Below are 20128 nucleotides of genomic sequence, written 5' to 3' on the forward strand. Positions count from 1 at the left end.
GTATTTGCCCATAGGTCCCCCAAGGGTTGGATTTTTTGTCCAACTTCTTGGGGGCAGTCCAGGATGGACTGCGCAGAGAACAAAGCCGGCAAGCGCACCACAATACCCTGTGGGAGCTGGCTTGCCGGCGATAGGGCCAGTACAGCTTCATATATGCCCGCTGCTGTTGACGATACGCAGGCACAGCGCCTCGTACGGGTCCAGGTTCACCGTCAACCGCCCATCCTCGGTCAAGTCGCCTTCGACCGTCTCATTGATCATGTCCACCACCGGCCCCGGCGTGAACCCGGTCAGCAGTAGCTCCTCGGCAATCACTTCGTGGCCGAAGTTCAGCGCGCTGATCTGGATGCCACGCCCGGCCGGCAGCTCATGCACCATCACCAGCAGCCCGGGGCTCTTGACCTCGGGCACCAATACCTGGCGGCTGCTGGCGATGCCGTAGGCCTGGCGCACAGCCAGCAGTTTCTTCACCTTGCAGGCGAACGAATCGCCGTTCTCCAACTGGTCGTCGAGGCTGCCGTACAGCGCTCGTGCGCGCGGCATGCCACGCACCGACGCTGCGGCTTGCGGGTCCAACCCGGCCAGGTCGTAACCACCCCGGTGAATCCAGCGGGTATCGCCATCCACCATCCGCTGCGCGACCGCTTCGGCCGGCAAGGGCAGGGCGCCGACCAGGTCCCAGCCGGACAACGCGACCACCCCTGGCTGCATGGCGTTGTACATGACCAGCAGCAGGTGCACCTTCTGGATCAGCTCGACCTGCGCCGCGCCGATCTGCCCGAGGTCGCGAATACCCAAGGCTGCCGCGATGAGGCTGGCGGTGGTGCAGGCGATGCCGTTGGTGACGAAGCGCAGGTTGTACGGCGCATGCTCGCCCGACAGCCGCTCGTAGATTTCTTCACGGATATGTTCGCGCAGGATGCCGCCGGGCAACGTCTGGCCCTTGTACAGGTACATGTCGTGGGCATGCAGGGTCCAGAAATGCACCAGTTCGACGGTCAGCTCGTCGTGGTTCTGCAGGGCATGGATCAGCGAGGCAGGGTCGATACCAAAACCATGCATCTCCTTGAGCATCAGGCGCAGGAATTCGGTGTCGCCGGTCAGCAAGGCGTGCTGGTAGGCCGGGCGGGTAATGAAGTCGTAGGACAGGTCGGCCCCGCCCTTGGACATCTGCGCGATGTCGTCGAGGGTCAGGTTCAGCTCCTGGAAGCTGAAGCCACCGGCCTTGCGGATCATGCCGCCGATCAGTTGGTTGCCGACGATCGACAGTGGGTGGCTTTCCGACCAGGCGGTGCCGCTGGCGCGCGTTTCCACGCCGAGAAAACCATTGGCATCCAGGCGCAAGCCACGGGCGCCCAGGCAATCCAAGGCGTGCAGGGCATCGCCGATGATCATCTGTTGGGCGGCGAAAGTTGGGTCCAGCCAGTTCAGCGACGGCTGGCCTTCCTTGAAGTAATGCAGGTACACCCAGCGCCGGGTCTTGCCGTCGACGCCGGTGATGGGCGGCGTGGCGCTCCAGTCGGTTTCCTTGACCCCCGGCTCGAAGAAAATCACCCGTTGCAGTTGGCCGACGATGTAATGGCGGGCCTTGAGCTCGTCGCACTGGGCCGGCAGCAGGTTGATCGCGTCGCGGCCGGCGGGCACGTCGGGCAGTAGCGGCCAGTCTTCCTCGCGGATTTCGACCATGTGGTACAGGCCCGGGTAGGGGCCGTGGGCCATTTCGGCCAGGCGGAAGTCGGCGCCTTTGCCGGTGTGCGAGGGGATCAGGTCGTCGATGGTCACGGCGTTGTGCGCGGCGGCCATGCGACTCATCTGGATCAGTTCCTGTTCGCTCCCGTACAGCGGGTCGATGTCGAAGCTGATGCGGTCGAAGTTACCGTCCACGCTAGGGGTGAGCTCGCGGCCGCGAATGCCCCCGGACAGCTTGATCGGGCCGGTGTGCAGGCCCTGGATGCCGATCTCCGACAAGCGCTTCCACAGCGCCTCGTGGGCCAGGGCGCCGAGCACCGAACAGCCTTCGGGGGCGATGATGGCGTCGGGGTAGACCGTCAGCCATACCGAGGCTATTTCGGTGGCGCGACGCGGCTGCGCTTCGGCATAGGGGTGTTGCCACAGGCGCGACTGGCCCGAATACAGGCTGGCGCGTTCCTGGGAGGCCCTGAGCATGGCGCGGTCTTCGAGCCACTTGACGTATGACGGGTCGGCTTGGGGCATTTCGCATCCTCTTTGCGTGTCGGTACCGGCTCAGGTTATGACGGCTGTGGAGGCTGATCGTTCGGCTTGAGAATGGTTTTGCCTGCTTCGCGGGCACGCCCGCTCCCACAGGTTTGTGGCGCTGAGCTTTGGAAATGCGCGGTCCCTGTGGGAGCCGGCTTGCCGGCGATAGGGCCAGACCTGCTGGCCTGTCACCCCCGGGCGAACACCGCCAGCTTCTCCCCATCCAGCCGGTAGCGCACCCACTCGTCCTGCGCCTCGGCCCCCAGTGCCTGGTAAAAGCCGATCGCCGGCTCGTTCCAGTCCAGCACGCTCCATTCCAGCCGCCCGCAGCCGTTCGCCACCGCTTCGCGGGCAATGTGCCGCAGCAACTGCCGCCCGGCGCCGTCGCCACGCTGTTCGGGCGTTACATACAGGTCTTCCAGGTAAATGCCATTGCGCCCGAGCCAGGTCGAGTAGCTGTAGAAATACACGGCGAAGCCAATTGCCCGGCCGTCGCGTTCGCACATCAGGCTATGCACCGTGCTGCCCTCGCCGAACAGGCTGTGCTCGATGTCGGCAACGGTGGCGATCACCTCATGGCGAGCGCGCTCGTACTCGGCCAGTTCGGTGATGAAGGCCAGGATCTGCTCGGCATCGGTGCGAGCGGCAGGGCGAATGGTGAGGCTCATGGTGGTGGCTTCCTTGATCCGGTGATGGCGGTACAGTGATGTGTATCTACATAATTTAGCGAAATTGTACCGGTCGCAAGAGAGGGCGACTCCGTTAGTGTGACAGCACCTATAAAGAAAGTGGAATGCCCGCCATGCTTGCCTCCGCCGACCTGCTCGCTGCCTTCGTGCTGTTTGCCTTCGTCTCCTCCATTACCCCGGGGCCCAACAACACCATGCTGCTGGCCTCGGGGGTGAACTTCGGTGTGCGCCGCTCGATCCCCCATGCCATGGGTATTAGCGTCGGTTTCATGGTGATGGTGCTGGCTGTTGGCCTGGGCTTGGGCGAGGTGTTCAAGGCTTGGCCGGCGTTGTACACGGTGCTGCGTTACACCGGCGCCGTCTACCTGCTGTACCTGGCCTGGAAGATTGCCACCTCCGGGCCGCTCGGAACGGGCTCGGCAAACGCCCGCAAACCGTTGGGCTTCTGGGGGGCTGCCGCTTTCCAGTGGGTCAACCCCAAGGCCTGGGTGATGGCGGTGGGGGCGATCACCACCTACACGCCGGCGCAAGGCTATGTAACCAATGTAATCGTCATCGCCGCCGTGTTCGCCTTGGTCAACCTGCCCAGCGTCGGCGTCTGGGTAATGTTTGGCAGTGCCCTGCGCAACCTGCTGCAGAACCCGCGCTGGCTGATGCTGTTCAATGTCCTGATGGCCCTGTTGCTGGTGATTTCACTGTACCCGCTGCTGTTTGTAGAATCGGCGTTTTCCTGACCCCGTGAGTACAGCAAGCCGATGCAGTTGATCCCCTGGTCCCACGAATGTACCGAAGGCTTCACCCTGCGTGGCTGGCGAACGCCGGCCAGTGGCAAGCCATTGCTGCATTTTCTGCACGGCAACGGCTTCTGCTGCTTGGCCTACCAACCGTTGCTGATGCGTTTGGGTGAGCATTTCGACCTGTGGCTCAGCGATGTCCAGGGCCACGGTGACAGTGACCATGGCGGGGTATTTCGCGGCTGGAACCGCACCGCTGCGCTGGCGCTGGAGGCTTTCGCCGCAGGGCGCGGTGAGTATGGCGAGGTGCCGCGGTTTGCCGTGGGGCACAGCTTCGGTGGTGTGCTCACCGGCTTGATCCTGGCCAGCGAGCCGCACCTGTTCGCGCGTGCCGTGCTGCTTGACCCGGTACTGTTCGGCCGGCGCATGCTCGGCGTGATGGGGGCCGCAGCGCTGGTCGGCTTGCATCAGCGTCACGCCCTGGCGCGCAAGGCTGCCAACCGCCGCAGCCACTGGCCCGACCGCGAGGCGGCGCTGGCTTCGTTGCAAGGCCGCGGCATCTTCAAGGGCTGGACCGATGCGGCGCTGCAGGCCTATGTCGAGCATGCCATCGGCGATTGCGGCGACGCGGTGGTGCTCAAGTGCCGGCCCAGCCGGGAAGTGGAAATCTTCAGTTCATTCCCCAAGCGCATGTGGGCGAGCCTGGCGGCGATCCAGACGCCGACGCGGGTGTTGTATGGCGAGCACACCTATCCCTTCGTGCCACGCTCGGTAAACCGCCTGGCGGCGCTCAACCGCAATGTGACCGCGCAGCAGGTCGCCGGCGGGCACTGTTTCATGCAGGAAGACCCGGCCATGGCTGCCGAGCAGGTGCTCGATTTTCTGCGCTGACTGTTCTGCAGGTGGAACGATGCATGCCAAATAGGCTGTCTACCGGATTATTGGTTTCATTGATAAGGTTATTCCAGCCAAGAGAGGAGCCTTCTCATGAAAAAGATTCTGGGTATTCACCGTAGCCCGCATGCCCACTGGGTGGGTGATGGTTTCCCGGTGCGCAGCCTGTTCACCTATGACAACCTGGCCAGCCAGATCAGCCCGTTCCTGCTGCTGGACTACGCCGGCCCTCACGCATTCACCCCGACCAGTGCGCGACGTGGCGTCGGCCAGCACCCGCACCGGGGCTTCGAGACGGTTACCATCGTCTACCAGGGCGAGCTGGAGCACCGTGACTCCACCGGTGCTGGCGGCTTGATCGGCCCGGGTGACGTGCAGTGGATGACCGCCGCCAACGGCATTATCCATGAAGAGTTTCATTCCCCAGGCTTTGCCCGCAGTGGTGGCACCCTTGAAATGGTGCAGTTGTGGGTCAACCTGCCGGCGCGGGACAAGCGTGCAGCGGCCGGCTACCAGACGCTGCTGGCCAAGGACATTCCGCTGGTGGCGTTGGATGGCGAGGGCGGCAGCCTGCGAGTGATCGCGGGTGACTACCATGGGCACCAGGGGCCGGCACGTACATTCACCAATATGGATGTCTGGGACCTGCGGCTGAATGCGGGCGCGGCGTTGCAGCTGCCAGTGGCCGCCGGGCGCAATGCGGCTTTGGTTGTGTTGCGTGGCACGGTGCGCATCAACGGCGAGCGGGAAGCCGGCGCGGCCAGCCTGGTGCTGCTTGACCGGAGTGGTGAGCATGTTGCCGTCGAGGCGTTGGAAGGCGCCAGTGTGCTGCTGCTCAGCGGTGAGCCGATCGATGAGCCGATCGTCGGTTACGGCCCGTTCGTGATGAACAGCCAAGCGGAGATTGCCGAGTCGTTTGACGATTTCCAGGCCGGGCGGTTCGGGCAGATGCACGCTGGGCACTGATTCTGTGGATTGGACGGCCTGTCGCGGCCCTATCGCCGGCAAGCCAGCTCCCACAGGTACCGCGCAGAGCTCAAAAGTTGCTACATATCTTGCGGCATACACCTGCCGGCACCACTCGTCGTTAAGTCTGCCATTGCGTTCGAACACTCGGCCCAGCCGGGCAATCTTCCACTAAGGTGCTAGAGGATTTCCCGCATGATCATTGCCCTGGCGCATGGACGTCTGGCCAGGCATGGGCAATATCAATTGGCACCCCGCCCGATAAAGGCGTACTCACACACAACAGGCCATCCCACAGAGAGGGTCGTACCATGTCGTTGATTGGAGTTTCGATGCTAGAGATGCGGCAGATGATCGAGCAGGCCTGCCTGCCCGACCGCTGTGAAGTCAGCTGCCCGGACGGCACCCACCTGACCATCCGCCTGGGCCAGGGCCAGAGTCTCGATGAGGGCGTGACCCTGAGCGGGGTCCCGCTGCAAAGCCTCAACAGTTGCCGTGACCTGGTCAACCTGGTGGGGCAGCTGCACGCGCTGCGTGACAACCACCCGGCGCCACTCAAGGACATTGCTTGAGCGCGCCCGCCGTGCCCCGGTCAGCCAAGGCTGGCCGGGCGCACGTATTCCGGCATCAGGCCGTTGAACCAGAACAGGATCATCGCTACCAGGATGGTCACCAGGAGCAGTAACCCCACACCCCAGACGCAGGTGGCGAACAGCATCGCCTGTTCCTTCTTCAGCCGCAGGAAGGTCTGCAACCCACCGTACAGCAACACACTGGCATAAACCGAGGCCGCCAGCAGCGCCGCCACGGCCAGCCAGCGAATCGGCAGCAGCCCGACTACCCCGGCAAAGAACCACGGCGTGGCGCAGTAGGCGGCAAAGCCGATGCACTGGTTGAGGTTGGGCTGTGCATCGAAACCGCGTGACATCCAGCGGATCATCACCCCCATGGCCATTACCCCGACCACCGTGGTGGCATACAGCAGCCCGGCCAGTTGCGCGGCACTGCCCATGCTCAGGCGGACCCGCTCTTCGCCGGCCAGGCTCCAACCGAAGGTGGTGGTGCCGACGAACAGGCACACGGCGGGGATCAGCGCCAAGGCCAGCAGGCGCGGCAGGTATTGCTGCGGGTGGTCTTCCTCGGCCCGGCGAATGTCCAGCCAGGCGTCGGCGGGGTGGGTGAAGAGCTTGAGCAACGGGCTGTTCATGGCATCCTCCAGCAGGCGTGGGCCTTTTGCTATGGAGGCCTGTCGCGTCCGCCAGGTTCAGCCGGGTTGGCCGCCGTTGATCGGCTTACTGCAGTTCCAGCAACAGGTTCAGGCCACCATCGCCGCACTTGCCTTGGTCACGTACCAAGCCGTGATAGCTGCGTCCGTCCCAAACGAAGGCCACGCTGTGGGCGCGGTCGACCTTGTCGGGCAGCGGCGGACAGATGTGCAGGCGCAGCCCCGGGCGGCCTTGCAGGTTGAGGGCGGCGAGTTGGCACTGGCACTCCACGCTTTGCGCCACCGGGCCGAACAGGGTGTCGCGCACGTAATCGAGCTGCAGCGAGGCGTTGGGTGCGGGGCCGGGCATTTTCATTGGTGCGCGACTCCATTGCGAGGGCTCATCGGCAAGGGCGTGTAGGACATGGCAGGCTCCAGACAGAATAAGGCGCGGCTTATCGTTTGAAACCTGCCTGGGCAAGATGTTCAACCTGTTTCATGTGCGTTCATCTTGTTTGCGCCGAGTGGTGCACCGCGGGTTCGCTTCAGCCACCGGCCTTGCGCAAGGTCAGGTTGATCCGCCGCTCACCCAGACGCGGATGCACGCCAGGCTTGATCGGCATTACACCGTGAAAGCGCAAGCGGTCCTCACCGCCCCAGACCAGCACATCGCCATGGCTCAGGGGGATGCGCTGGGGCTTGTCGGCGCGTTGCAGGCCACCGAACAGGAACACCGCCGGCAAGCCCAGGGACACCGATACGATCGGCTGGCCGAAGTCTTGCTCGTTGCGATCCTGGTGCAGGCTCAGGCGGTTGCCGGGCAGGTAGTGGTTGACCAGGCAGGCATCGGGCACGAAACCGTCGAACCCGGCCATGGCCGCGGCGCGGGTAGCCAGGTTGAGTAGAATCGCGGGCAGGGCGGGCCAGGGCTTGCCGCTGAGAGGGTCGTTGGGGCTGTAGCGGTAGCCGTTTTCATCACTGACCCAACCCAGCGTGCCGCAGTTGCTCAACGCTACGGCCATGCGCAGGCCACCGGGGGTATGCATGTGCCGGAATGGCGCGGCGCGCAGCACCGGGCGCAGGGCGTCAAGCAGGGGCTCGATTTCGGCCAGGGCGAAGCCAGGCAGCAGCACGGTGTGGCTGGCCAGGCGTTGCGGCTGAGGACCGAACAGGTCGAGGTCGGACTGGATCATGGGCTTGGCATCAGGATGGATGGTGACCATTGTAACGCGCTTGGCAGGCTTGGCCTCTTCGCGGGCACGCCCGCTCCCACAGGTTTGGCGCTGAGCTTTGGAAATGCGCGGTCCCTGTGGGAGCGGGCGTGCCCGCGAACAGGTCGGGTGAAAAACCTGGAGGGGACAAAAAAGAACCGCGGCACCAGGGAGAGGAGTACCGCGGTTCAAGGGGGAGAGGTTTACTGCTGGGTCACAGTGGCCTGGTTCGCGCTGCCCAGCTGGGTGATGGTGGCGGTTTGGGCGATACCGCTCTGGTTGACGAACGCCTGGTTGCCCTGGCCTCCCTGGGTCACGTAGGCGACGTTGATGCTGTCAGCCTGCTTGATGGTGGCTTCGTTGCCACTACCGTACAGCTGGTGGGTGTAGCTCTGGTTGCTATAGCCAGACTGGTCCAGGGTGATGGAGTTGCCGGTGCCCTGGCTGTTGCCGTAGGCATAGTTGTCGGTACCGCGCTGGTCGGCGATCAGGATGTTGTCGGTGCCGTTCTGCTCGAAGTACAGCTCGTTGTTGCTGTCGGCCTGCTTGGTCTGCATCTGGTTGCCGGTGCCTTTCTGGCTTAGGGTGGCCAGGTGGTTATCACCGTTCTGGGTCAGGTTGACCCCGTTGCCGTTACCGTTCTGGTTGATGGTGGCCTTCTGGTTGGTGCCGAACTGGCCACCCATCTTGGCGCCTTTCCAGTTGCTGGCGGTGATGGTGTTGCCATTGCCCTTGGTGTTGATGGCCAGGTTGAGGTTTTCACCGTTCTGGTAGGTGTAATGCAGGTTGTTGCTACCAGTCTGGGTGATGCTGGTGATCGAGTTGTTGGTCTCGAACTGATCCGACCAACTGGCGTTGGCGGTACCTTGCTGCGACAGGCTCGTCTTGTTGCCGACGCCGAAGCTCTGGTCGATATAGCCTTCGTTCAGTTGGCCGGACTGGGTCACGGATGCCTGGCTGCCGATCTGGTTGTCTTGCCACACTTCCGCCGAGTTGCCGATGCCGTACTGGCCGAGGGCGATAGTGCCGCCGACGCCGTCGCGCTGGTCGCCGTAGGCCCAGTTCTCACGCCCATCCTGGTACACCTGGATATTGCCATCGATGTGGCCCAGGTGTTCGGCTGCGGCGAAGTTGTCCTGACCAGTCTGGTTGATGGTGCTGCGGTTATTGGTGCCGCCGAAGACCTGCTCGATGAAGGCTTCGTTGCGCTGGCCCGACTGCCACGAGGTGGCCTTGCTGCCTTCCTGGCTTTCCTGCCATACGGTCGAGGTGTTGCCGGTGCCTTGCTGGGTTTGCAGCGACTGGTTGTTGATGCCCAGTGATTGGCTGGTGAAGGCATCGTTGTAAGAGCCGCTGGCCTGCTGGGTGATCTGGCTGCTGTTCTCGAACAGCTGATCGCCGTAGCCCGCGTTGTACGAGCCAGTGGCGCTCTGTTGGATATCGCTGGTGCTCTCGGACTGAACGGCCATGTGGTTATGGCCCTTGCCGGTCTGGTTCTGGGTGGCCGAAGCGAACGGCGCCAGGGTCTGGCTGACTTCGGCGATGTTTTCCTTACCGTTCTGGGTCTGGGACGAGGTGCTGTCATCAGCCATGGCCTGACCTGCGAGGGCCAGAACGATAGCGGCACTTAACGGAGCGAGCTTGTACATGGTGGTGCCTCCAGGTCTATCGGTATTGGGTGATCTGAACATACTGGCCATTGCCGGTCTGGGTCACAGAGCTGTTGAGGCCTGTGCCGGACTGCACGATGCTGGCGTTGTTGTCGTTGCCGATCTGTTCGATGGCTGCGCTGTTGCTGCGGCCGCTCTGGCGGATCGACGCGTTGTTGCCATTGCCCTGTTGGCTGATGCTGGCCATCAGGTCACTGCCTTCTTGCAAGATGTACGCTTCCTGCGCACCACCGGCCTGGACGATGCGGCCCAACAGGGCCTGGCCGTTTTGGTCGAGGGTGGCGCGGTTACCTGAACCCTGCTGCTCGATCACCGCGGCCTGGCCGGCACCGGCCGGCAGCAGGCGGATGATCACCGGGTCGCCGAGGTCATTGCCGGGTGCGAGGTCGGCATTGTCCATCAGGTCCTCGGCCCAGCTGGCCTGGCCCGTCAGAGCCAGGCAGAGCAGTAAGGGATACAGGGATTTCATCGCGCTCTCCGGCCTTTACTGCACCCTTGGGCTGGGCGCGGAAGCATGCCGGCGAAAATCGACACTGCCAGCGGGTGGGGCATCGGTCGGTGCATGAGCCAACTCCTCCTGCAAACGGGCCTATGGACTTGGTGCGCTTGAGAGGACATCGGCAATAGGCGTGCCAAAGCATGAAAATTACGCTGTAGGCCTTGCGGGGGAAGGGGTTCAGTTTTTCAGCGGGGCTATTTAAGGCGATAGCCGGTGGGCAGCGTTTCCCCAAGGTTGGGGATTGGTAGGGAGTGCCGACCCATTCTCGAGGGGGAGAGGGGCTCTTGGGAGCGGTTTACCCGCGCACACCGGCAAAGCCGGTGCCATGCACCAGGTGGGCCTTGGAACGGTCGGTAGTCAAGTATGAAACCGGTTTCAAAACATCTCTGAACGCGCTAGATTATTCGGCTGTCTTCTTCAAGGTCTATCAGGACCTGACCCCCACATTGAAAACCAGATGGCGCTTATCGAGGCCACTACACCGCCGATGAGGATTCGCAATGCCTGAGCATGCCCCAGACAACCCGCGCAGGGATTTTCTGCGCAAGACCTTGACCTTGATCCCGGTCGTGACCGTGGCCAGCACCGGGCTTGGCGTGGGTACCAGTCAACTGCTTGCGGCCCCGCAACACGAGCCGAAAGTGCCGGCCACGCCGCCTGCGGGCAACTACCAGCCGACCTTCTTCAGCGCCGAGGAATGGGCCTTCGTCGAGGCCGCCGTCTCGCGCATCATCCCGGCTGACGAGCTTGGCCCCGGTGCGCTGGAAGCCGGCGCTGCCGAATTCATCGACCGGCAGATGAACACCCCCTACGCGACAGGTGCGCAGTGGTACATGCACGGCCCATTCAACGCCGATGCCGCGCCAGAGCTGGGCTACCAGCTGCAGCTCAGCCCGCAACAGATCTACCGTCTGGGCATCGCTGCCGTGGATGGTTGGTGCAAGGCCAACGGTGGGCAAGTTTTTGCTGCGCAAGATAGCGCTACCCGAGACCGTATTCTCAGCAAGATCGAAGCAGGGGAGCTGGTTTTCGACAGCGTGCCAGCCAAGGTGTTTTTCAGCCTGCTGGTGCAGAACACCCGTGAAGGGTTCTTCTGCGACCCGATCCATGGCGGCAACAAAGGCATGGTCGGCTGGACCCAGATTGGCTTCCCTGGCGCCCGCGCCGATTTCATGGATTGGGTCGAGCGCAACGAGCCTTACCCGTTCCCGGCTGTTTCGATCCGTGGCGAGAGGGCCTGAGGCATGGCGACTGTGTTGAAGAAAGTGGATGCTGTGATCGTAGGCTTCGGCTGGGCCGGCGCGATCATGGCCAAGGAGCTCACGGAAGCCGGGCTGGAGGTGGTGGCCCTGGAACGTGGGCCGATGCAGGACACCTACCCGGAAGGCAGTTATCCGCAGGTGATCGATGAGCTGACCTACAGCGTGCGCAAGAAGCTGTTCGTCGATGTGTCGAAAGAAACCGTCACCATCCGCCATAGCGCGAATGACGTGGCCCTGCCCAATCGCCAACTGGGGGCCTTCCTGCCGGGCAAGGGTGTGGGTGGCGCGGGCCTGCATTGGTCGGGCGTGCACTTCCGGGTCGACCCGGTCGAGTTGCGCATGCGCAGCCACTATGAAGAGCGCTATGGGCGCAAGTTCATCCCCGAGGACATGACCATCCAGGACTTCGGCGTCAGTTACGAAGAACTGGAACCTTATTTCGACTTCGCCGAAAAGGTGTTCGGCACCTCTGGCCAGGCTTGGACCGTCAATGGCCGGGTGGTCGGTGAAGGGAAGGGTGGCAACCCCTATGCCCCGGACCGTTCCAACCCGTTCCCGCTGCCTGCGCAGAAAAACGTGGTATCGGCCAGGCTGTTCGAAACGGCCGCCACCAGCCTGGGCTACAAACCCTACAACCTGCCGTCGGCCAACACCTCCGGGCCGTACACCAACCCCTACGGAGCGCAGATGGGGCCATGCAACTTCTGCGGCTTCTGCAGCGGTTACGTGTGCTACATGTACTCCAAGGCCTCGCCCAACGTGAACATCCTGCCGGCGCTGCGCCAGGTGCCCAACTTCGAGTTGCGGGCCAATGCCCATGTGCTGCGGGTGAACCTGAACGACAGCAAGCGCAAGGCCACCGGCGTGACCTACATCGACGCCCAGGGGCGCGAGGTGGAACAGCCGGCGGAGCTGGTGATCCTGGCGGCGTTCCAGTTCAACAACGTGCGCCTGATGCTGCTTTCCGGCATTGGCAAGCCTTACGACCCGGTGAAGAACGAAGGCGTGGTCGGGCGTAACTTCGCCTACCAGAACATGGGCACGGTCAAGGCGTTCTTCGACAAGGACACCTACACCAACAACTTCATCGGTGCCGGTGGCAACGGCATTGCCATCGATGACTTCAACGCCGACAACTTCGACCACGGCCCGCACGGCTTCGTCGGCGGCTCGCCGATGTGGGTGAACCAGGCCGGCAGCCGGCCGATTGCCGGCACCGCCAACCCGCCCGGCACGCCGGCCTGGGGCAGTGCCTGGAAGAAGGCCACGGCCGACTACTACACCCATCAGGTGTCGATGGACGCCCATGGCGCCCACCAGTCCTACCGTGGCAACTACCTGGACCTCGACCCGACCTACCGCGACGCCTACGGTCAGCCACTGCTGCGCATGACCTTCGATTGGCAGGAAAACGACATCAAGATGAACCAGTTCATGGTCGACAAGCTGAGCAAGATCGCCCAGGCGATGAACCCCAAGTCCATTGCCGTACTGGGCAAGAAGGTCAAGGACCACTTCAACACCGCCAGCTACCAGACTACCCACCTGAACGGCGGGGCGATCATGGGCACCGACCCGAAGACCAGCGCGCTGAACCGTTACCTGCAGAGCTGGGACGTGCACAACGTGTTCGTCCCGGGGGCTTCGGCGTTCCCGCAGGGGCTGGGCTACAACCCGACCGGGCTGGTGGCTGCGCTGACCTACTGGTCGGCCCGCGCCATCCGCGAGCAGTACCTGAAAAACCCCGGCCCGCTGGTCCAGGCTTGAGGAGCGATGAGCATGAAGACAATGTTGATCGCAAGCCTGCTGCTGGGCGCCAGTGCGGCAGTGCAGGCCGCAGCGAATGATGATGCCCTGGTGCGCCAGGGCGAGTACCTGGCCCGCGCCGGCGACTGTGTGGCCTGCCATACCGCCAAGGGCGGCAAGCCCTTCGCTGGTGGGTTGCCGATGGAAACACCGATCGGCACGGTGTATTCCACCAACATTACCCCGGCGGCCAGCGGCATTGGCCAGTACAGCTTCGAAGACTTCGACCAGGCCGTGCGCAAGGGCATCGGCAAGGATGGCAGCACTCTGTATCCGGCCATGCCATACCCGTCATACGCGCGCGTCAGCGAGCAAGACATGCAGGCGCTGTACGCCTACTTCATGAAGGGCGTGGAGCCGGTCGAGCGGGCGAACAAGGCCACCGACATCCCCTGGCCGCTGAGCATGCGCTGGCCGCTGGCGATCTGGCGTGGGCTGTTCGCGCCCGAGGCCAAGGCCTGGCAGGCATCCGCGGCAGCGGACCCGGTGGTCAACCGTGGCGCTTACCTGGTCGAGGGGCTGGGCCACTGTGGCGCCTGCCACACGCCACGGGCGCTGACCATGCAGGAAAAGGCGCTTAGCCCGCAGGATGGCGAGGAGTTTCTGGCCGGCAGCGCACCGCTGGAAGGCTGGATTGCCAAGAACCTGCGTGGCGACCACAAGGACGGCCTGGGCAGCTGGAGCGAAGCGCAGCTGGTGCAGTTTCTCAAGACCGGCCGCAGCGACCGCAGCGCCGTGTTCGGCGGCATGAGCGAGGTGGTGGAGCACAGCATGCAGTACCTGAGCGATGCCGACCTGACCGCCATCGCCCGGTACCTGAAGACGCTGCCGCCAAGCAACCCTGATGACCAGCCGCACGTTTACGACAAACAGGTGGCGGATGCGCTGTGGAAGGGCGATGACAGCAAGCCCGGGGCGGCGGTGTACATCGACAACTGCGCGGCCTGCCACCGTACCGATGGCCAGGGTTATACCCGCGTGTTCCCGGCGCTGGCCGGCAACCCGGTGGTGCAGACGGCGGATGCCACCTCGCTGATCCATGTGGTGTTGGCAGGCGGCACAGTGCCGGCGACGCACACGGCACCGTCGAGCTTCACCATGCCGGCGTTCGGCTGGCGCTTGAGTGATCAGGAGGTTGCCGAGGTGGTGAACTTCATCCGCACCAGTTGGGGTAACCAGGGCAGTGCAGTCACGGCTGGTGATGTGAAATCCCTCCGCTAAGGGCGCCGCGCAGCCCATCGCCGGCAAGCCAGCTCCCACAGGTACCGCGCAGAATTCAGGAATTGCGCGATCCCTGTGGGAGCTGGCTTGCCGGCGATGGGCCGCAAAGCGGCCCCAAATTGCTTAACTGACTGGCCTTAGGGGAAACCTCAGGTTTCTTTATTTATTTATCCGTCTATATCAATGGGTTGTGGCGTATTCTTGATGCTTTAACTCACCCGCTTTTAACACCCCGATCAACGGCAGGTTGACGAACGCCTCTAATTTTGCTGTATTGAAACCGGTTTCATCGCTATCACAACAATCATAAGGACAGCCCCATGACCGACGCGCCTGCCCATGCCCGCGAACGGGTCACCATCAGCGAAGTGGCACGTGTCGCTGGCGTTTCCAAGGCCACCGTCTCCCGCTACATAGGCGGCGACCGTCAGTTGCTGGCCGAAGCCACCGCCAAGCGCCTAGAAGAGGTGATCGAGCGCCTCGGATACCGCCCCAACCAGATGGCCCGTGGTCTCAAGCGTGGCCAGACGCGGCTGATCGGCATGCTGGTGGCCGATATCCTCAACCCTTATTCAGTGGCCGTGATGCATGGCGTGGAAACCGCCTGCCGTCAGCATGGCTACAGCCTGGTGGTGTGCAACACCAACCGCGATGACGAGCAGGAGCGTCACCACCTGGTAGCCCTGCAGTCGTATAACGTCGAAGGGCTGATCGTGAACACCCTTGGCCATCACCCCGGCGAACTGCTGAACCTGCAGCGCGACATTCCCATGGTGTTGGTCGACCGCCAGTTGCCCGAGCTGAATGTCGACCTGGTCGGCCTGGACAATGCCGACGCGGTCGAGCAGGCCCTCGACCATCTGCAGGCCCAAGGCTACCGCGATATCCTGGCAGTCACCGAACCCCTCGATGGCACCAGTTCACGCCTGGAGCGGGTACAGGCGTTCGGTGCGTCGGTCAGCCGGCGCCCCGGCATGCGCCAGCAGGTATTGGAAATCAGCGCCGGCCTGGATGGCCAGCTGGCAGCGTTCCTGGCCAGCCGTGGCCATGGCCCGCAAGCGATCTTCACCTTCAACGGCGTCGCCACCCTGGCGGTGACTCGGGCACTGCACGAAGCCGGGCGTAATCTGTTCGCCGATGTCGGCCTTATCGCCCTCGATGACCTCGACTGGTACCCCTTGGTCGGCAATGGCATCACTGCACTGGCCCAACCCACCGAGCGTATCGGCGTGGCAGCATTCGAAAGCCTGCTCGGTCGCCTGCGCGGCGATAGCGGGGCAGCCCGGCGTATCGACTTCAAGGCCAACCTGATCATTCGAGGTTCAACTCAATCCCAGTAGTCGATGGCAGGCATGCGCCTGCTTATCGTCGATCAAAAATGAAACCGGTTTCATAAGGACAACAACAATGCATCCGAACCCCGTTTCCATCAGCCTCTCCAGCTACGGCGCCGACTTTGTCCGGCAACGTGGCCAGGAGCAGTTCCTTGACCTGCTGGCAGCCGCTGGCGTCACCCGTGTGGAATTGCGCGAAGAACTGTTCGCCAGTGCACCAGACGCAGTTGCGCTTGGTGCGGTCATTGCCGGGTTGCGCCTGGAGTGCCTGTATTCCACTCCGCTCGAACTGTGGACCGCAGAAGGTCTGCCCGACCCGTTATTGCTGCACAAGCTGGAGACAGCCCGGGCCTTTGGCGCGGTAGCGCTGAAGGTTTCCCTGGGCCACTACCATGAGCGCTGCGATATCGCGGCCTTGGCGGCGCTGCTGCCTGCGCATGGGCCGCTGTTGCTGGTGGAGAATGACCAGACCGCCCACGGCGGCAGAATCGAACCGCTACAGCAGTTTTTCCAGTGCGCCGACAAGTGTGGGCTGAACCTGGGCATGACCTTCGATATCGGTAACTGGCAGTGGCAGGGCGAACCTGCGCGGCAAGCTGCACGGCAACTTGGCCGTTGGGTGCGTTACGTGCATTGCAAGGCGGTGCAGCGCCGGGCCGATGGTCGCCTGGTAGCCGTGCCGCCACAAGCTGCAGATCTGCAGGAATGGGCCGCGCTGATGGCCGAGTTCGCCCCCGGTGTGGTACGCGCTGTCGAGTACCCCTTGGTCGACGACGACCTGCTGGCGCTGACCCGTGCCCAAGTGCGCAGCCTGTCCGCGCTGGGCGCGGCGCAGGAGGTGGCCCATGCATAAGCATCACGTGCTGTGCTTCGGTGAGACCATGGCCATGTTCGTCGCCGAGCAGGCTGGTGACCTGGCCAGTGTCGGGCAGTTTGGCAAGCGTATCGCCGGTGCCGACAGCAACGTTGCCATCGGCCTTGCCCGATTGGGCTTCAAGGTGCGCTGGCTGAGCCGGGTAGGTGACGATTCGCTGGGCCGTTTCGTGCTCGACAGCCTGCGCCGCGAAGGCCTGGACTGTTCCGGCGTCGAGGTGGATGCCAGCTACCCCACCGGCTTTCAGCTCAAGGCCCGCTGCGACGATGGCAGCGACCCTGCGGTTGAGTACTTCCGCCGCGGTTCGGCGGCTAGCCGGTTGTCGCCGGCGCTGATTCGGCCAGGCTGCCTGCAGGCCTGCCACCTGCACGCCACGGGTATCCCGCCGGCGCTGTCGGACAGCTGCCGTGCCTTGTCCCATGCCCTGATGGACGCCATGCGTAGCGCCGGGCGCAGCATCTCGTTCGACCCCAACCTGCGCCCCTCGCTGTGGCCTGACCAAAGCAGCATGGTGCGCGAAATCAATGCCCTCGCCGCCAAGGCCGACTGGGTGTTGCCCGGCCTGGAGGAGGGCCGGCTGCTGACCGGCCAGCACACCCCGGCAGACATCGCCGCATTCTACCTCGACCAAGGGGTAGAGCTGGTGGTGATCAAGCTGGGTGATGCCGGTGCCTATTTCCGCAGCGCCCAAGGTGAAGGCCAGGTGGCGCCAGTGCCGGTCAGCCATGTGGTGGACACCGTCGGCGCAGGCGATGCCTTTGCCGTCGGTGTGCTCAGTGCATTGCTGGAGGGCCGTGCAGTGGCCGAGGCGGTGGCGCGTGGCAACTGGTGTGGCAGCCGCGCCGTGCAATCGCGTGGTGACATGGAGGGCCTGCCGCTGCGCCATGAGCTGGAGGCCCACGACCTGCGCAGAAGCGCGTGAGCGCTTGACCCGTAGCACCTGTTGCAACAAAAACAACAAGCTCAGGAGAAACAAACCATGCAAAGCCAAAGCCTGGCATCTCGCCGTTGGTGGTACATCATCCCGATCGTGTTCGTCACCTATAGCCTGGCCTACCTGGACCGGGCCAATTACGGCTTCGCCGCCGCTTCCGGCATGGCCGAAGACCTGCAGATCACCCCAGTGCTGTCTTCGCTGTTGGGCGCGCTGTTCTTCCTTGGCTACTTCTTCTTCCAGGTGCCTGGCGCCATCTACGCCGAAAAGCGCAGTGTGAAGAAACTGATCTTCGTCTGCCTGATCCTCTGGGGTGGCCTTGCCACGCTCACCGGCATGGTCAGCAACGTCTACATGCTGATCGGCATCCGCTTCCTGCTCGGGGTGGTGGAGGCGGCGGTGATGCCGGCGATGCTGGTGTACCTGTGCCACTGGTTCACCCGTGCGGAGCGTTCGCGCGCCAATACCTTCCTGATGCTCGGCAACCCGGTGACCATCCTGTGGATGTCGGTGGTGTCGGGCTATCTCATCAAGCATTACGACTGGCGCTGGATGTTCATCATCGAAGGCCTGCCGGCGGTGATCTGGGCGTTCTTCTGGTGGCGCCTGGTGGACGACCGCCCAGCCCAGGTGAACTGGCTGAGCGCGCAGGAAAAGGCCGCCCTGGAGCAAGCGCTGGCTGCCGAGCAGCAGGGCATCAAGCCGGTGAAGAACTACCGCGAGGCGTTCCGCTCGCCGCAGGTGATCATCCTGTCGTTGCAGTACTTCTGCTGGAGCATTGGCGTGTATGGCTTCGTGCTGTGGCTGCCGTCGATTCTCAAACAGGCGGCGAACGTCGATATCGTGCAGGCCGGCTGGCTGTCGTCGGTGCCTTACCTGGCGGCAGTGCTGGCCATGGTCGGCGTGTCGTGGGCGTCCGACCGCCTGCAAAAGCGCAAGCGTTTCGTCTGGCCGCCGTTGCTGATCGCCGCCGTGGCGTTCTATGGCTCGTATGCCTTGGGCAGTGAGCATTTCTGGTTGTCGTATGCGCTGCTGGTGGTCGCTGGCGCCTGCATGTACGCACCCTATGGCCCGTTCTTCGCCATCGTGCCCGAGATTCTGCCGGCCAACGTCGCTGGCGGGGCCATGGCACTGATCAACAGCATGGGCGCGCTGGGCTCGTTCGGTGGCTCGTGGCTGGTGGGCTACCTCAATGGCGCCACGGGCGGGCCCGGTGCCTCTTACCTGTTCATGTGCGGTGCGCTGCTGACTGCAGTGGCACTGACCGCCGCACTCAATACTTCCCAGACATCCGGCCGGGCCAAACGCGATGATTCGCGCCTGGCCATGAACCATTAGGAATCCCGCAATGAAGAAGCGAATCGTGCTGTACAAACGCCTGTCCGATGACTTGATGGCACGCCTGCGCGAGCATGTCGAGGTGACCTGGGTGGACACCGCCCAGCCTGATGGCCTGGCCCGCCTGCGTGACGCCTTGCCGGGTGCGCATGGGCTGCTGGGGGCCAGCTTGCGCCTGGACGCCAGCCTGCTCGACCTGGCACCGCAGCTGGAAGTGGTGTCAAGCGTTTCGGTGGGCGTGGATAACTACGACATCGCCGAACTCAGCCGGCGTGGCGTGATGCTGACCAATACGCCGGACGTGCTTACCGAAACCACCGCCGACACCGGCTTTGCCTTGATCCTGGCCACCGCCAGGCGGGTAGTGGAGCTGGCCAACTGGGTGCGCGATGGCCATTGGCAGGCCAACCTGGGCCCGGCGCATTTTGGCAGCGATGTGCATGGCAAGACGCTGGGCATCGTTGGCATGGGCCGCATCGGCGAGGCCTTGGCCCGGCGCGCCGCCGCCGGCTTTGGCATGCGCGTGCTGTACCACAGCCAGCGTGCCAAGCCCGAGGTGGAGGCGCGCCATGCCGCGCGCAAGTGCAGCCTGGATGAGCTGTTGCAGCAGGCAGATTTCGTTTGCCTGACCGTACCACTGAGTGCCAGCACCGAAGGCCTGATCGGCGCGCAGGAGCTGGCGCTGATGAAGCCTGAGGCGATTCTGGTGAACATTTCACGCGGGCGCGTGGTGGACGAGAACGCGCTGATCGAGGCACTGCGGGCCCGGCGCATCCGCGGGGCCGGCCTGGATGTGTTCGTGCAGGAGCCGTTACCGGTGGCTTCGCCGCTGTTGCAGCTCGACAACGTGGTGGCGACCCCGCATATCGGCTCGGCAACCGAGGAAACCCGCCAGGCCATGGCGCGTTGTGCGGTGGACAATCTGCTCAGCGCGCTGGCCGGTGAACGGCCGGCGAATCTGGTGAATGAGGTGTGCAGGCCTTGAGCACAAGGGGCCGCCCTGCGGCCCATCGCCGGCAAGCCAGCTCCCACAGGGGCTGCATCAGGGCTGACAGGTGTTTGCCATGAGATATGCAGCGCGTGTGAGATCGAGCGCCGCCCGCGCGGCGCATCGCGAGCTGGCGCTCGCTCCTACGTTTGTTTCAGGCCAGTAACGCCTGTGGCAGGCGCGCGCGACCGCCTTGTTCGTACGACGCGATATTGCGCCATGCGCCAAGGCGTTCGCGCGCAAATCCCATAGGAATAATTGGCCCGAAACAAACGTAGGAGCGAGCG

At 63.7% G+C, this 20128-nt stretch carries 19 protein-coding genes; 12 read left to right on the forward strand and 7 right to left on the reverse strand.

Annotated features, from left to right (window positions below; genetic code table 11):
- Nucleotides 1-147: 147 nt before the first annotated feature.
- Both treS and TZ03_RS24985 read right to left on the reverse strand, forming a co-directional pair.
- Nucleotides 148-2214: a maltose alpha-D-glucosyltransferase gene (gene treS, locus TZ03_RS24980; RefSeq protein WP_051101056.1), complete on the reverse strand. Its 2067-nt coding sequence runs from the start codon at nucleotides 2212-2214 to the stop codon at nucleotides 148-150.
- 191 nt (nucleotides 2215-2405) lie between these two features.
- Complete coding sequence (locus TZ03_RS24985; RefSeq protein ID WP_051101057.1) at nucleotides 2406-2885, reverse strand: GNAT family N-acetyltransferase; 480 nt, start codon at nucleotides 2883-2885, stop codon at nucleotides 2406-2408.
- 125 nt (nucleotides 2886-3010) lie between these two features.
- Between TZ03_RS24985 and TZ03_RS24990 the strand changes: the two genes are divergently transcribed.
- The 4 genes from TZ03_RS24990 to TZ03_RS25005 all read left to right on the forward strand — a co-directional run bounded on the left by TZ03_RS24990 (nucleotide 3011) and on the right by TZ03_RS25005 (nucleotide 6072).
- Nucleotides 3011-3640 carry a LysE family translocator gene (locus TZ03_RS24990; RefSeq protein WP_051101058.1) on the forward strand — a complete coding sequence of 210 codons (630 nt, stop codon included), beginning with the start codon at nucleotides 3011-3013 and terminating at the stop codon, nucleotides 3638-3640.
- A gap of 21 nt (nucleotides 3641-3661) precedes the next feature.
- Nucleotides 3662-4531 carry an alpha/beta fold hydrolase gene (locus tag TZ03_RS24995; RefSeq protein WP_051101059.1) on the forward strand — a complete coding sequence of 290 codons (870 nt, stop codon included), beginning with the start codon at nucleotides 3662-3664 and terminating at the stop codon, nucleotides 4529-4531.
- A 96-nt stretch (nucleotides 4532-4627) separates the two neighbouring features.
- Complete coding sequence (locus TZ03_RS25000) at nucleotides 4628-5500, forward strand: pirin family protein (RefSeq protein ID WP_051101060.1); 873 nt, start codon at nucleotides 4628-4630, stop codon at nucleotides 5498-5500.
- A gap of 311 nt (nucleotides 5501-5811) precedes the next feature.
- Nucleotides 5812-6072: a DUF1652 domain-containing protein gene (locus tag TZ03_RS25005; protein ID WP_051101061.1), complete on the forward strand. Its 261-nt coding sequence runs from the start codon at nucleotides 5812-5814 to the stop codon at nucleotides 6070-6072.
- A gap of 20 nt (nucleotides 6073-6092) precedes the next feature.
- Here the strand turns inward: TZ03_RS25005 and TZ03_RS25010 are convergent, their stop codons facing one another.
- From TZ03_RS25010 to TZ03_RS25030, 5 genes are all read right to left on the reverse strand, one after another.
- A complete protein-coding gene (locus TZ03_RS25010) occupies nucleotides 6093-6707 on the reverse strand; it encodes a Yip1 family protein (RefSeq protein ID WP_051101062.1) in 615 nt (204 codons plus the stop codon).
- 85 nt (nucleotides 6708-6792) lie between these two features.
- The gene (locus TZ03_RS25015; RefSeq protein WP_051101063.1) at nucleotides 6793-7080 is read right to left on the reverse strand and encodes a hypothetical protein; all 288 of its coding nucleotides are present in this window, start codon (nucleotides 7078-7080) and stop codon (nucleotides 6793-6795) included.
- Nucleotides 7081-7249: 169 nt separating this feature from the next.
- Nucleotides 7250-7897: a DNA oxidative demethylase AlkB gene (gene alkB, locus TZ03_RS25020; RefSeq protein WP_051101074.1), complete on the reverse strand. Its 648-nt coding sequence runs from the start codon at nucleotides 7895-7897 to the stop codon at nucleotides 7250-7252.
- 221 nt (nucleotides 7898-8118) lie between these two features.
- Nucleotides 8119-9564 (reverse strand): curlin, encoded by a 1446-nt coding sequence (locus TZ03_RS25025; protein ID WP_051101064.1) that lies wholly within the window; start codon nucleotides 9562-9564, stop codon nucleotides 8119-8121.
- A gap of 16 nt (nucleotides 9565-9580) precedes the next feature.
- Nucleotides 9581-10054 carry a curlin gene (locus TZ03_RS25030; protein WP_051101065.1) on the reverse strand — a complete coding sequence of 158 codons (474 nt, stop codon included), beginning with the start codon at nucleotides 10052-10054 and terminating at the stop codon, nucleotides 9581-9583.
- A gap of 530 nt (nucleotides 10055-10584) precedes the next feature.
- On the opposite strand from TZ03_RS25030, the gene TZ03_RS25035 reads away from it, so the two are divergent.
- From TZ03_RS25035 to TZ03_RS25070, 8 genes are all read left to right on the forward strand, one after another.
- Nucleotides 10585-11325 (forward strand): gluconate 2-dehydrogenase subunit 3 family protein, encoded by a 741-nt coding sequence (locus TZ03_RS25035; protein ID WP_051101066.1) that lies wholly within the window; start codon nucleotides 10585-10587, stop codon nucleotides 11323-11325.
- Nucleotides 11326-11328: 3 nt separating this feature from the next.
- The gene (locus TZ03_RS25040; RefSeq protein WP_051101067.1) at nucleotides 11329-13113 is read left to right on the forward strand and encodes a GMC family oxidoreductase; all 1785 of its coding nucleotides are present in this window, start codon (nucleotides 11329-11331) and stop codon (nucleotides 13111-13113) included.
- A gap of 12 nt (nucleotides 13114-13125) precedes the next feature.
- The gene (locus TZ03_RS25045; protein WP_051101068.1) at nucleotides 13126-14373 is read left to right on the forward strand and encodes a cytochrome c; all 1248 of its coding nucleotides are present in this window, start codon (nucleotides 13126-13128) and stop codon (nucleotides 14371-14373) included.
- Nucleotides 14374-14693: 320 nt separating this feature from the next.
- Nucleotides 14694-15713 carry a transcriptional regulator PtxS gene (ptxS, locus tag TZ03_RS25050; RefSeq protein WP_051101069.1) on the forward strand — a complete coding sequence of 340 codons (1020 nt, stop codon included), beginning with the start codon at nucleotides 14694-14696 and terminating at the stop codon, nucleotides 15711-15713.
- A 67-nt stretch (nucleotides 15714-15780) separates the two neighbouring features.
- Nucleotides 15781-16560, forward strand: coding sequence for a TIM barrel protein (locus tag TZ03_RS25055; RefSeq protein ID WP_051101070.1), 780 nt, complete (start codon nucleotides 15781-15783; stop codon nucleotides 16558-16560).
- Nucleotides 16553-17503: a sugar kinase gene (locus TZ03_RS25060; protein ID WP_051101071.1), complete on the forward strand. Its 951-nt coding sequence runs from the start codon at nucleotides 16553-16555 to the stop codon at nucleotides 17501-17503. Before TZ03_RS25055 ends, TZ03_RS25060 begins: the two co-directional genes overlap by 8 nt.
- Before the next feature lie 57 nt (nucleotides 17504-17560).
- Nucleotides 17561-18853 (forward strand): MFS transporter, encoded by a 1293-nt coding sequence (locus TZ03_RS25065; RefSeq protein ID WP_051101072.1) that lies wholly within the window; start codon nucleotides 17561-17563, stop codon nucleotides 18851-18853.
- Between the two features lie 10 nt (nucleotides 18854-18863).
- Complete coding sequence (locus tag TZ03_RS25070) at nucleotides 18864-19838, forward strand: 2-hydroxyacid dehydrogenase (protein ID WP_051101073.1); 975 nt, start codon at nucleotides 18864-18866, stop codon at nucleotides 19836-19838.
- The last annotated feature ends 290 nt before the right edge of the window (nucleotides 19839-20128 follow it).

This window comes from Pseudomonas sp. 10-1B (assembly GCF_000935045.1).
GTDB lineage: Bacteria > Pseudomonadota > Gammaproteobacteria > Pseudomonadales > Pseudomonadaceae > Aquipseudomonas.